The following is a 12,784-nucleotide window of genomic DNA, read 5'->3' on the forward strand; positions in this document are numbered from 1 at the left end:
TTTAAAAAAATTAAATATCTAATTTAGAATTTTTAAGTTCTCATTTTTTTCATCTAAAACATGCATTTGAAATCTTCTACATGTTGCGTGACTTTATCCTCTCTGGACACAATGAAGAATAATCTGATGTAATCGCCATAAGAAATTCACTGGCTCAAAGGATATTCCTATTTAGTCAGTCATGTGTAACATGCTGGATAACATTTCGACTCAAAATATTTGTAGTGCGAATGGATGCCACAATTGTCAAATATAAGGATATTTTTCATGAAGAAAAAAATTGTCGCTACATTTTTAGCCGGAAGCGTTATGGCCGCGCTGTCTCTGCCTGTATTTGCATCAAACGATTCCGGTACGGTGAACTTCGCCGGAAAAATTGTTGCCGATACCTGTGAAATTAACGTTGATGGCACAGGGACTAACGCTTCCACCGTCACTTTCGCAGATACCTATCCTTCGGATTTTGGCGCTGACGGTACGGTTGGCACCTCAAAAGCCTTTAAGATTGAAGTGAAAAAATGTGACCCGCTGGTCGCTAAACTGAACCTCAAGTTCAGTGGCACGACCACAGATGCAGCCTATAAGCGCCTCCAGAACGATCTTAGTGGCGCAGGTAATGCCACCAACGTAGGGATCATCGTCAGCAATGAGAACGGCGCGAAAGGCGATGTGGTTTTCGACGGTTCAGTACCGGATGCGGGTACCGATGTGAATAACGACGCGACCGGGGCAACGGCTTCTGTCTTTAACTACACCGCGAAAGTGATTCAGGTGGGGGATACCGCGCCAACCGCGGGCCATTACTCCTCCTCTGCAACATTCGAGGTTGTCTATCGCTAAGCAATGACGGGCAGCCTGAACGGCTGCCTTTTTGGAACATTGTATGAAGACTTTATTTAAATTGTTATGTGGTTGTTTAATTATTTCCTGCTGTTCAGTACAGGCAAGTGTTGTTCTCGGTGGTACGCGAATTATTTATCCATCGAATAAATCAGAAGTTCAGATAGCACTTAAAAATAAAGATCCGCATACACGTTATCTGGTGCAAAGCTGGGTCAGTTACCCCAATGATGCGAAAGCGCCGTTTATTATTACTCCCCCTGTTTACAAATTGCAGGAAAATCGTCAAACCCTTTTGCACGTTATTTTTACCGGCGATAAAAAAAGCCTGCCCGCAGACCGGGAATCTCTGTTTCTGGCAAACGTTAAATCCGTATCGGCACTCTCGCCGGAGCTGAAAGAGAAAAACACGCTGCAATTTGCGATGAAAACGCGCCTGAAGCTTTTCTGGCGTCCGGCTCAGCTGAAGGAAAGCGATGCCCTGGAAGCCTACGCAAAAATCACATTCCAGCGTCAGGGCGACACGCTAATTGCAAACAACCCGACCCCGTTTTACGTCTCGTTTGGCGAGCTTGCCGTTGGTGGGAAAAGTGTTCCGGTGAAAGAGACCAAAACCACGCCAGGCGCCATTTCAATGATGGTGGCTCCGTTCAGCGAGCAGCGTTTCGCGTTACCGAATTCAGCAAAGGGCGCGGTGACCTGGACGGCAATCAATGATTTCGGTGGGCAAACCCCACAGCGCAAGCAGGCTCTTTAAATCATCATGTTGGTATTTTATGTCGTCACCTCTGCTTCACAAACAGGTACTGTACGGGATCGCGCTGACGCTGCTCGCCGCGATCCAGCCTGCAAATGCAGATGACGAATTCAATCTGCGGATCCTTGAGCTGGATACGCCTCTCGAAAATACCTCTACATTAAAAAACTTCATTAACGATAACGGGCTACTTGCCGGAAGCTACCTTACGACTGTTATGTGGGATCGGGACGTTGTGGATAAACGTCCCATCGCTTTCGTGCTGTCTGACGATAAACAGCGCCTGCTGCCGGAGCTGACGAAAGCGGATCTGCGCGATTACGGCGTGAAAGTCGACACGATCCCGGACTTAAAAGATCTGGATGACGGCGCTTACGTCCGCGATATCTCCCATTTCATTGAAAATGCCCGTTACGAATACAATCAGGATGACCAGACCCTGAAGCTGGTCATCCCGCAGGCGTACCGCGACCATGCTGCCGCTGGCGCGATACATCCAAAATTCTGGGATGACGGCGCGCCTGCCGCCTGGACAAGCTATCAACTCAGCGGTTCTCAGCAGCACTACAGTTCGGGCAAAACCTCTTCGACCTGGCTTGGCCTGGAGTCGGGGATTAACCTTGGGGCGTGGCGGCTGCGGAATAACAGCACCTGGAGCGACACTTCTGGCTGGGAGGGCATTGCCAGCACGTTACAACGCGACATCAAAACGCTGAAAAGCCAGCTTGAGATTGGTCAGACATATACCAATGGTGAACTTTTTGACAGCGTCCAGATGACCGGCGTGAAGCTGGAAACGGATACTTCTATGCTGCCTGTTAGTCAGCAGGGCTTTGCGCCCGTCGTGCGCGGTATTGCCAATAGCGATGCGAAAGTCACTATCAAGCAAAACGGCTACACCATCTATCAGACAAACGTCTCACCGGGGCCGTTCGAGATCCGCGATTTAAGCCAGGTAACATCCGGAGCCGATCTGGAAGTGACCGTCGAAGAGGCGGACGGCAGCGAGCATAGCTTCATCCAGGCCAGCGCGTCGGTGCCGGTGTTACAGCGGGAAGGCGGCTTTAAGTATTCGCTGGCCGCAGGGCGCTATCGCGGTAATGAAGGTGAAGACGAACCCACCTTTGCGCAAGGCACGGCCATCTATGGTCTGCCTTACGGCGTCACGGCGTATACCGGCGCGCTGGGTTCATCACTGTATCACGCGCTGCTGCTGGGGCTCGGTGCCGATCTGGGGCATTTCGGCTCCGCCTCTGTCGACCTCACGGCCGCGCGTACCGCGTTTGATGACGGGCGTGACGATGCCAGCGGTTTATCCTGGCGGGCGCAGTATTCAAAAGATATTCCCGACACGGATACCACCATCACGCTTGCCAGCTATCGCTACTCCACATCGGGGTTCTATACCTTTCAGGAAGCTATCGATCAGCGTGACAGCGAAATCGATGACGGCATTTATACCTACCGCAGAACTAATAACCGCCGTAGCCGCATGCAGCTCAACCTTTCCCAGCGGGTTTCTGACTGGGGCTCGGCCTATCTCAACGGCTATCAGCAGGACTACTGGGATATGGACGGCCATGAGCGTAGCGTCAGCGCGGGGTTCAGCTCCAGCTGGCGCGAGATCACCTGGTCGATAAGTTACAACCTGACCCGCACGCCAGATGCCGATACCGACCGGCAAATGGCGTTGACGGTCAACATTCCGTTATCAAAGTGGCTGCCGAATTCCTGGGCAACCTATAGCGCGAACTCCGCCAGCGGTGGGTTTGTCTCGCATCAGGTCGGGCTCGGCGGTACTGCTCTCGAGGACAATAAGCTGAGCTACAACCTCCAGCAGACCTATGCCAACCAGGATACGGGTTACGGCGGCAGCCTGTCCGGGCGTTATCGCGGGGCTTCCGGTGAGGTAGGGATGGGGTACAGCTACGGTGGTAACAATCGGCAGTGGAACTACAGCGCTCAGGGGTCAATCGTTGCTCACGAGCATGGCGTGACGCTGGGGCAACCCGTACGCGACGCCTTCGCCATTGTGCACATTAAAGATGGTGATAACGTCAAAGTGCAAAACGGGCGCGGTATCACGACGGACCGTTTTGGTAACGCGATTGTTCCTTCTCTGACGGCCTACCGGCACAACATCATCACCGTGAATACGCAGGATCGGGAAGATATTGATATCGACGCGGCAACGCTGGATCTCGTGCCGACGAAAGGGGCGGCAGTGCCGGCCACGTTCGACGCGCGCGTTGGACGACGCGCGCTGGTGACTCTGCGTTACGCGGGTAAGCCCGTGCCGTTTGGTGCCGTGGTGGCGCTGGATAACACCTCGGCCATCGTCGGGGATGACGGCGAGGTTTACCTCACCGGGCTGTCCGGCAAAACAACGTTTAGCGTGCAGTGGGGAGAAGAGCGCGATCGGCAGTGCCAGGGGACGCTGGACATTTCCACGCAGAGCCCGACAGGGATCGTGAAAGCCACGGTCAACTGCTATTAACAGAGGTATTTCATGCATCTACGTCGTTCGGTCAACACTTTTCTTTTACCCGTTCTGCTCGTGCTGACGGGGGCCTTTTTCCATACAGCCAGAGCAGACTGCACCTTTAACGGCAGTTCTGATGTGGATGCCGTGGTGACGTTTCAACTTCCTCCGGTGATCGTTGTTGCGCCCGACACGCCCATCGGCACCGTCATTTATGACGCCAGCGTTGAGAGTAAAGCGGTGACGGTGGACTGTAGCGGCGATGCGCAAGTACGGCGAGGGTATCTGTACCTCACGGATACCGATGCACGAGAAGATGTCATGCCCGGGGTTTATCAGACTAATGTGCCGGGTATTGGCATCCGCGCGGCTGCGTCGAGCGAACGCTTTCCCGGTTACAATGAAGAGGATATTGTCCGGCCTATCCACTATCTGGGTTCGATACATGGTTATTCGCAGAGCACATCGACGTTTCGCGCCGCTGCACAGCTGGTCGTGACGGGCGATATCCAGGAGGGGGATTTGGATACGTCGCGATTAACGTCAATGGATATCCTGGGCAACGCGGCGATCGGTGAAATGCGCTTTTCTCCTGCCAGCGTCCACATTACGACCAATACCTGTAATCTGGTCGACCGGAACATTTATGTGCCGCTAAGAACGGTCAATACGCAGGATTTTACCGGCCAATATTCCGACATACTCACTGACGGTAGCTTTAAGATTGAAATCACCGACTGCGCGGCAGGGACGAAGGTTGATTATCAGTTCACGAGCGCGGGCTCGACGGGCGTAACGAACGGCAATATTTTGGGCATCGCTAGCGGAGACTCTGCCGCCGAGGGCGTTGGCATTCAGATCCTCGACCAGAATAATACCGTGCTGCAGTTTGATCGGAACTACACGGCGATAACCAGCACGCAGGACAAGGTTCCTGTCGAAATTCCCCTCAAGGCGCGCTACGTCAAAACGGGAGAGGTTAAAGCGGGCAAAGTCGACTCCGTCGCCACGTTCGAGGTGTTTTACCGTTAATTCTCTCTGCCCGTTTCGGCGGGCTTAAGCGATCATTTCACTAACCTCATTAACCCTCTCTTTTCATCTGGTTAATTCTTAAACCCTTAAATCTTGTAGGGGCGCTTACTGCTTGCTATGCAACCAGCGTTTCGCATATTATTCTGCGGTCATAATAATAATTCTCGTTTACGTTATCATTCACTTTTCCATCAGAGATAAACATGGCGCTTTCCAATACTGCTCAGCCAATTAACACGTCGCTGCGTAAAGTCGCGGTTGTCGTAGCCACAGCGGTTGCCGGCATGTCTGCATTTGCTCACGCTGCCGAAACCCCTAAAAAAGAAGAAACCATTACCGTTACTGCCGCACCTGCTGCACAGGAAAGTGCCTGGGGACCTGCTGCGACTATCGCCGCTCGCCAATCTGCGACCGGTACCAAAACAGACACCCCAATTCAAAAGGTTCCACAGTCTATTTCTGTGGTAACTGCCGAAGAGATGGCGCTGCATCAGCCACGTTCCGTTAAAGAAGCTCTGAGCTATACCCCGGGCGTTGCAGTAGGCACACGTGGTGCTTCCAATACTTACGACTACCTGGTTATTCGCGGTTTCGCGGCCGACGGCCAGAGCCAGAATAACTACCTCGACGGCATGAAGCTGCAGGGCAACTTCTACAACGACGCGGTGATTGACCCGTATATGCTGGAGCGCGCTGAAATCATGCGCGGTCCGGTTTCCGTTCTGTACGGTAAAAGCAGCCCGGGCGGCCTGCTGAACATGGTAAGTAAGCGCCCAACAACCGAGCCGTTGAAAGAGATCCAGTTTAAAGTGGGTACGGACAGCCTGTTCCAGACCGGCTTTGACTTTAGCGATGCGATCGACGATGACGGCATCTATTCATACCGCCTGACGGGTGTTGCGCGCTCGAACAATTCGCAGCAGGAAGATAAGGGCGAGCAGCGTTATGCCATCGCGCCATCCTTCTCCTGGCGTCCGGATGATAAAACCACCTTCACGTTCCTCTCCTACTTCCAGAACGAGCCTGAAACGGGCTACTACGGCTGGCTGCCAAAAGAGGGGACGGTTGACCCGCTGCCAAACGGCGATCGTCTGCCGACTAACTTCAATGAAGGCGCAAAGAACAACACCTATTCCCGTAACCAGAAAATGGTGGGATACAGCTTCGACCATGAATTCAACGATACTTTCACCGTACGTCAGAATCTGCGCTTTGCCGAGAACAAAACCTCGCAAAACAGCGTTTACGGCTACGGCATGTGTTCCGATCCGCTCTATTCGAGTAATCCGGCATCCAGCCCTTGCGCGAGCATTCCTCAGTCACAATGGGGGCATACGCTGACTCGCCAGTATGTGATCGATGACGAGAAGCTGCAAAACTTCACCGTTGATACGCAGCTTCAGAGCAAGTTCGCGACGGGGGCTCTCGACCATACCCTGCTGACAGGCGTTGATTTCATGCGCATGCGTAATGACATTAACTCCTGGTTCGGCTACGCCGGCTCCGTTGCGCCATCCGATATTTACGATCTCGATCGTGGCGATTTCGATTTCGGTTCACACCCTGGACCGTCTGGTGCTTACCAGGTGCTGAACAAGCAGAAGCAGACCGGCGTTTACGCTCAGGATCAGATCGAATGGGATAAAGTGCTGGTGACACTGGGCGGCCGTTACGACTGGGCCGATCAGGAGTCCTACAACCGCGTATTAAATACCACCGCCAAGCGTGATGATACTCAGTTCACCTGGCGTGGCGGCGTTAACTACCTGTTCGACAACGGGGTAACTCCTTATTTCAGCTACAGCGAATCCTTCGAACCGGCTTCTCTGACCGATGCTCAGGGTAAACCGTTCTCGCCGTCTAAAGGCAAACAGTACGAAGCGGGCGTGAAATACGTGCCGAACGATCGTCCGATCGTCATCACCGGTGCAGTGTATCAGTTGACCAAAACCAACAACCTGATGGCTGACCCGGCGGGCTCACCCTTCTCCGTTGAGGGTGGTGAGATCCGTGCCCGTGGCGTAGAGCTGGAAGCGAAAGCGGCGCTCTCTGCAAGCGTTAACGTTGTAGGTTCTTATACCTATACCGATGCTGAGTACACCACCGACACCAACTACAAAGGCAACACGCCGGCGCAGGTACCAAAACATATGGCATCCCTGTGGGGTGATTACACGATGTTTGACGGCCCACTGTCTGGCCTGACGCTGGGTACCGGCGTGCGTTATACCGGCTCCAGCAAAGGTGACCCGGCGAATAGCTTCACTGTTGGAAGCTATACACTGGTTGATGCACTGGTCAGATACGATCTGGCGCGTGTAGGCATGGCCGGCTCAAACATCGCGCTTCACGTGAACAACCTGTTCGATCGTGAGTACGTTGCCAGCTGCTTCAACACCTACGGTTGCTTCTGGGGTGCTGAACGCCAGGTTGTCGCCACCGCGACCTTCCGCTTCTAACCTCTTTATGGGCACGGTTCGCCGTGCCCTTTTTATTTAAGTTGGCTGACATGCAGGATAATAAAACGCAATCCGACACCACCTTTACGCTCAATAATCTCTCCTTTCGCGTACCCGGGCGCACCCTGCTGCATCCGCTCTCTCTGACGTTCCCTGCCGGTAAAGTGACGGGCCTGATTGGCCACAACGGTTCCGGTAAATCCACACTGCTCAAGATGCTGGGACGCCACCAGCCACCTTCTGAAGGGGATATTCTGCTGGACGATCGGCCGCTGGAGGGCTGGAGCAGTAAAGCCTTTGCCCGCAAGGTGGCCTACTTGCCGCAGCAGCTGCCGCAGGCGGAAGGGATGACGGTGCGTGAGCTGGTAGCGATTGGCCGCTATCCGTGGCACGGGGCGCTTGGCCGCTTCGGCGTCGCCGACCGGGAGAAAGTAGAAGAGGCGATTGCGCTGGTAGGGCTAAAACCGCTGGCGCATCGCCTGGTGGATAGTCTGTCCGGCGGTGAACGTCAGCGGGCGTGGATTGCGATGCTGGTGGCGCAGGACAGCCGCTGCCTGCTGCTGGATGAACCGACCTCTGCGCTGGATATCGCCCATCAGGTCGACGTGCTGGCGCTGGTGCATCGCTTAAGCCAGCAGCGCGGCCTGACGGTGATCGCTGTCCTGCACGATATCAACATGGCGGCACGCTACTGTGACTACCTCGTCGCGCTGCGCGGCGGTGAAATGATCGCTCAGGGCACGCCATCTGAGCTGATGCGCAGCGAAACGCTGGAACATATTTACGGTATTCCGATGGGTATTTTGCCTCACCCTGCCGGGGCTGCTCCCGTGAGCTTTGTCTACTGATGCTGGATTCAACATACATTAGCCGCCGTCGCCTGCTGACGGCCATGGCGCTCTCGCCGCTGCTGTTGAAGATGGCCCCGGCCCGCGCCGCCGCTATCGATCCGCACCGCATCGTGGCGCTGGAGTGGTTACCCGTCGAGCTGATGATGGCCCTGGGTATCACGCCCTACGGCGTGGCCGACATTCCCAACTACACCCTGTGGGTGAATGAGCCAAAACTGCCGGACTCGGTCATCGACATCGGTCTGCGCACGGAGCCAAACCTTGAGCTTCTCACGCAGATGAAACCGTCTTATTTATTCTGGTCTGCGGGGTATGGCCCGTCGGAAGAGATCATGGCGAAGATTGCGCCGGGACGAGGCTTTTCCTTTAGCGACGGTAAAAAGCCGCTGACCATGGCAAAAAATTCCATCCACGAGATGGCCCAGTTCCTCAACCGGGAAGCGGAAGCAAAACAGCATCTCGATGAGTTTGACGCGCTGATTGAGTCTCTTAAGCCGCGCTTTGCCCGCCGTGGCGATCGGCCTTTGCTGATGGTGACGCTGCTGGATGCCCGCCATATGCTGGTCTTTGGAAAGAACTGCCTGTTCCAGGAAGTGCTCGACAACTTCGGCATTCGCAACGCCTGGGAAGGCGAGATGACGTTCTGGGGAAGCACCGCCGTGGGCATCGACCGCCTGGCGGCGTTTCGCGACGTCGACGTGCTGTGCTTTGACCATGGCAACGAGCGTGAAATGCAAACCCTGATGGCGACCCCGCTCTGGCAGGCGATGCCGTTCGTGCGCGAGCAGCGCTTCCTGCGCGCCCCTGCGGTATGGTTTTACGGCGCGACGCTGTCGGCAATGCACTTTGCCCGCGTGCTGGACAACGTGATGGGGGGCAAAGCATGAGTACGCGTATTGCCCGTTTCCCGGCGCTGCTGCTGGGGCTGATTTTTCTGGCGGCGCTGGCGCTAACCGGGTTCAACCTCTCCACGGCACTGCCGCGCGAGCAGTGGGCGGCCGCGTTTGCCGCCCCGGATATCGACAATATTCAGCAGATGTTGTTCCACTACAGCCTGCTGCCGCGTCTTAGCATCTCCCTGCTGGTCGGGGCGGGGCTGGGGCTGGTGGGCGTGCTGTTCCAGCAGGTGCTGCGTAACCCGCTGGCGGAGCCAACCACGCTGGGCGTGGCGACGGGTGCACAGCTGGGGATCACCATCACCACCCTCTGGACGCTGCCGGGGGCATTAACCTCGCAGTTTGCCGCGCTGGCAGGTGCCTGCGTCGTGGGCGCGCTGGTCTTTGGCGTGGCCTGGGGAAAACGTCTCTCGCCGGTCACGCTGATCCTCGCCGGGCTGGTCGTCAGCCTCTACTGCGGCGCGATCAACCAGCTTCTGGTGCTGTTTCACCACGACCAGCTGCAAAGCATGTTTATGTGGAGCACCGGCACGCTCACCCAGACCGACTGGAGTATCGTCCAGCGCTTGTGGCCACAATTGTTTGGCGGCGTGGTGCTTACGCTGCTGCTTCTGCGCCCGCTCACTCTGATGGGGCTGGATGATGGCGTGGCGCGCAACCTGGGGCTGGCGCTGTCGCTGGCTCGTCTGGCGGCGCTCACGCTGGCGATTGTGCTGAGCGCTCTGCTGGTTAACGCGGTTGGCATCATCGGGTTTATCGGCCTCTTTGCGCCGCTGCTGGCGAAAATGCTCGGGGCGCGTCGCCTTCTGGCACGTCTGCTGCTGGCGCCGCTGATCGGGGCGCTGATCCTCTGGCTTTCCGATCAGATCATTATCTGGCTGGCGCGCGTCTGGATGGAAGTGTCTACCGGGTCGGCAACGGCGCTTATTGGGGCGCCGCTGCTGCTGTGGCTGCTCCCGCGTCTGCGCAGCATCAGCGCCCCAGCGATGGACGCGGGCGATAAGGTCTACGCTGAACGTCAGTCGGTGCTGTGGTTCAGCCTTGCCGGTCTTGCGGTGTTGCTTATCGCCTCGTTTGCCGCCCTCGCGTTTGGGCGCGATGCCGCAGGCTGGCACTGGGCAACGGGTGACTTACTCAACGAACTGCTGCAGTGGCGCTGGCCGCGTATTCTCTCCGCGCTGATTGCCGGGGTGATGCTGGCGGTGGCGGGCTGTATTATTCAGCGTCTGACCGGCAACCCGATGGCAAGCCCTGAAGTGCTGGGGATCAGCTCCGGCGCAGCCTTTGGCGTGGTGCTGATGCTCTTCCTGGTGCCGGGCAATGCGTTTGGCTGGCTGATGCCTGCCGGGAGTATCGGTGCGGCGGCCACGCTGATGATTATTCTGGTTGCCTCTGGCCGCGGCGGATTTTCTCCGCACCGCATGCTGCTGGCCGGTATGGCGCTCAGCACCGCCTTTACTATGCTGCTGATGATGCTGCAGGCGAGCGGCGATCCGCGCATGGCGAAGATCCTGACCTGGATTTCCGGCTCAACGTACAACGCCACCGCCAGCCAGGTTGCCTGGTCAGGAAGCGTTATGATCGTGCTGCTGGCGATGGTACCGCTGTGCCGTCGCTGGATGACCATTCTGCCGCTGGGGGGCGAAACCGCGCGTGCGGTTGGCTTAGCGCTGACGCCAACGCGCGTCGCGCTTCTTCTGCTGGCGGCGTGTCTGACGGCAACCGCCACCATGACCATCGGTCCACTAAGCTTTGTAGGGTTGATGGCGCCGCATATCGCCAGAATGATGGGTTTCCGACGGACGATGCCACATATTGTGATGTCGGCCCTGACGGGCGGGGTCATTCTGGTGTTTGCCGACTGGTGTGGAAGGATGGTGCTGTTCCCGTATCAGATCCCGGCGGGCCTGCTGTCGACCTTTATCGGTGCGCCTTACTTTATCTATCTGTTGAGAAAGCAGAGTCGGTAATAAAAGCAAACGGCAATCTTTAGATTGCCGTTTTAGTGTTTGCTCCCTCTCCCTGTGGGAGAGGGTTGGGGTGAGGGCATCAAGCCGCACATCTTAAAGCTTCGCAAACACCTTACGCGCCGCGTCGATGGTGTTATTGATATCTTCTTCGCTGTGCGCCACGGACATAAAGCCCGCTTCGAACGCGGACGGTGCCAGGTACACGCCTTCTTCCAGCATCAGGTGGAAGAAGCGCTTGAAGCGTTCAACGTCGCACTTCACCACGTCCTGATAGCGGGTCACGGTTTTCGCATCGGTGAAGAAAATCCCGAACATGCCGCCCACGTGGTTAACAACCAGCGGAATTCCCGCTTCTTCTGCGGCTTCCAGCAGACCGTTTGCCAACTGCGTGGTACGGTCCGTCAGGGTTTCATGAATACCCGGCTGCGCCACTTCGGTCAGACAGGCGAAGCCTGCAGCCATGGCAATTGGGTTACCGGATAGCGTGCCCGCCTGGTAAACCGGTCCGGTTGGCGCCAGGGCTTCCATCACGTCCTTACGACCGCCGAAAGCACCGACCGGCATGCCGCCGCCGATGATTTTGCCGAGGCAGGTCAGGTCCGGCTCAACCTCATAATAAGACTGGGCGCCCGCCAGTGCCACGCGGAAGCCGGTCATCACTTCATCGATGATCAGCAGCGCGCCGAACTCATCGCACAGCGCGCGCAGGCCCGGCAGGAAGTCAGGCTGCGGAGGGATGCAGTTCATGTTGCCCGCAACCGGTTCAACGATAATGCAGGCGATCTCCTGCGGATACTGCTCGAACGCCGCGCGAACGGTGTTTAGATCGTTGTAGGTGCAGGTCAGGGTGTGCTTCGCGAAATCAGCAGGTACGCCAGGCGAGTTTGGCTGGCCGAGGGTCAGCGCGCCGGAGCCCGCTTTCACCAGCAGGCAGTCCGCATGGCCGTGGTAGCAGCCTTCGAATTTGATGATTTTGTCGCGACCGGTAAAGCCGCGCGCCAGACGGATGGCACTCATGGTGGCTTCGGTACCGGAGTTCACCATACGCACCATGTCCATGGTCGGCACCAGTTCGGTAACCAGCTCCGCCATTTTCACTTCCATCTCGGTCGGCGCACCGAAGCTCAGGCCGCGCTGCGCGGCTTCGATGACCGCGTTACGAATGGCAGGATGGTTATGTCCGAGAACCATCGGCCCCCAGGAACCGACGTAATCGATATAGGCTTTGCCATCGACATCATACAGATACGCGCCGTCAGCACGTTCAATAAACAGCGGCGTGCCGCCCACGCCGGTAAAGGCGCGTACTGGCGAGTTCACGCCACCGGGGATTAGCTCGCGGGCTGCACTGTAGAGGTTTTCAGACTTGCTCATGGCGTCGTTCCTGGTTCGTATAAAATGATTAAGCACACTATTCTAAGTGATCCGCAGAAGGTTATGAAATTTTTAGCCTGTTAATGCTTTAAGATTTGTTAAGTATTTTTCAGGCGTCGCAGG

At 56.3% G+C, this 12,784-nt stretch carries 9 protein-coding genes; 8 read left to right on the plus strand and 1 reads right to left on the minus strand.

Features of this window, described 5'->3' with window-relative positions; translation table 11 throughout:
• The first annotated feature begins 267 nt into the window (after positions 1 to 267).
• From APT89_RS19550 to fhuB, 8 genes are all read left to right on the plus strand, one after another.
• Positions 268 to 840: a fimbrial protein gene (locus tag APT89_RS19550; protein ID WP_060573343.1), complete on the plus strand. Its 573-nt coding sequence runs from the start codon at positions 268 to 270 to the stop codon at positions 838 to 840.
• Positions 841 to 883: 43 nt separating this feature from the next.
• Positions 884 to 1,597: a fimbrial biogenesis chaperone gene (locus APT89_RS19555; protein WP_041911205.1), complete on the plus strand. Its 714-nt coding sequence runs from the start codon at positions 884 to 886 to the stop codon at positions 1,595 to 1,597.
• Between the two features lie 19 nt (positions 1,598 to 1,616).
• Positions 1,617 to 4,094 (plus strand): fimbria/pilus outer membrane usher protein, encoded by a 2,478-nt coding sequence (locus APT89_RS19560; RefSeq protein WP_060573345.1) that lies wholly within the window; start codon positions 1,617 to 1,619, stop codon positions 4,092 to 4,094.
• A gap of 12 nt (positions 4,095 to 4,106) precedes the next feature.
• Positions 4,107 to 5,111 carry a fimbrial protein gene (locus tag APT89_RS19565; RefSeq protein WP_082632958.1) on the plus strand — a complete coding sequence of 335 codons (1,005 nt, stop codon included), beginning with the start codon at positions 4,107 to 4,109 and terminating at the stop codon, positions 5,109 to 5,111.
• Between the two features lie 203 nt (positions 5,112 to 5,314).
• The gene (gene fhuA, locus APT89_RS19570) at positions 5,315 to 7,570 is read left to right on the plus strand and encodes a ferrichrome porin FhuA (protein WP_060573347.1); all 2,256 of its coding nucleotides are present in this window, start codon (positions 5,315 to 5,317) and stop codon (positions 7,568 to 7,570) included.
• A gap of 50 nt (positions 7,571 to 7,620) precedes the next feature.
• Positions 7,621 to 8,418, plus strand: coding sequence for a Fe3+-hydroxamate ABC transporter ATP-binding protein FhuC (gene fhuC / locus APT89_RS19575; RefSeq protein ID WP_028015563.1), 798 nt, complete (start codon positions 7,621 to 7,623; stop codon positions 8,416 to 8,418).
• Positions 8,418 to 9,308, plus strand: coding sequence for a Fe(3+)-hydroxamate ABC transporter substrate-binding protein FhuD (fhuD, locus tag APT89_RS19580; RefSeq protein ID WP_028015564.1), 891 nt, complete (start codon positions 8,418 to 8,420; stop codon positions 9,306 to 9,308). The genes fhuC and fhuD overlap by 1 nt, the downstream gene beginning before the upstream one ends.
• Positions 9,305 to 11,287: a Fe(3+)-hydroxamate ABC transporter permease FhuB gene (gene fhuB, locus APT89_RS19585; protein WP_041911202.1), complete on the plus strand. Its 1,983-nt coding sequence runs from the start codon at positions 9,305 to 9,307 to the stop codon at positions 11,285 to 11,287. The genes fhuD and fhuB overlap by 4 nt, the downstream gene beginning before the upstream one ends.
• Before the next feature lie 93 nt (positions 11,288 to 11,380).
• Here fhuB and hemL read toward each other — a convergent pair whose 3' ends face one another.
• On the minus strand, positions 11,381 to 12,661 hold the full coding sequence (gene hemL / locus APT89_RS19590; RefSeq protein WP_041911201.1) for a glutamate-1-semialdehyde 2,1-aminomutase: 1,281 nt from the start codon (positions 12,659 to 12,661) through the stop codon (positions 11,381 to 11,383).
• Positions 12,662 to 12,784 lie beyond the last annotated feature (123 nt).

Source organism: Enterobacter sp. 50588862 (genome assembly GCF_001462935.1).
GTDB classification, from domain to species: domain Bacteria; phylum Pseudomonadota; class Gammaproteobacteria; order Enterobacterales; family Enterobacteriaceae; genus Enterobacter; species Enterobacter bugandensis.

What these genes read in the sequence shown, in the direction of transcription:
- APT89_RS19550 (WP_060573343.1), top strand. Translation starts at nt 268, where the DNA reads ATGAAGAAAAAAATTGTCGCTACATTTTTAGCCGGAAGCGTTATGGCC.
- APT89_RS19555 (WP_041911205.1), top strand. Translation starts at nt 884, where the DNA reads ATGAAGACTTTATTTAAATTGTTATGTGGTTGTTTAATTATTTCCTGC.
- APT89_RS19560 (WP_060573345.1), top strand. Translation starts at nt 1,617, where the DNA reads ATGTCGTCACCTCTGCTTCACAAACAGGTACTGTACGGGATCGCGCTG.
- APT89_RS19565 (WP_082632958.1), top strand. Translation starts at nt 4,107, where the DNA reads ATGCATCTACGTCGTTCGGTCAACACTTTTCTTTTACCCGTTCTGCTC.
- fhuA (WP_060573347.1), top strand. Translation starts at nt 5,315, where the DNA reads ATGGCGCTTTCCAATACTGCTCAGCCAATTAACACGTCGCTGCGTAAA.
- fhuC (WP_028015563.1), top strand. Translation starts at nt 7,621, where the DNA reads ATGCAGGATAATAAAACGCAATCCGACACCACCTTTACGCTCAATAAT.
- fhuD (WP_028015564.1), top strand. Translation starts at nt 8,418, where the DNA reads ATGCTGGATTCAACATACATTAGCCGCCGTCGCCTGCTGACGGCCATG.
- fhuB (WP_041911202.1), top strand. Translation starts at nt 9,305, where the DNA reads ATGAGTACGCGTATTGCCCGTTTCCCGGCGCTGCTGCTGGGGCTGATT.
- hemL (WP_041911201.1), bottom strand. Translation starts at nt 12,661, where the DNA reads ATGAGCAAGTCTGAAAACCTCTACAGTGCAGCCCGCGAGCTAATCCCC.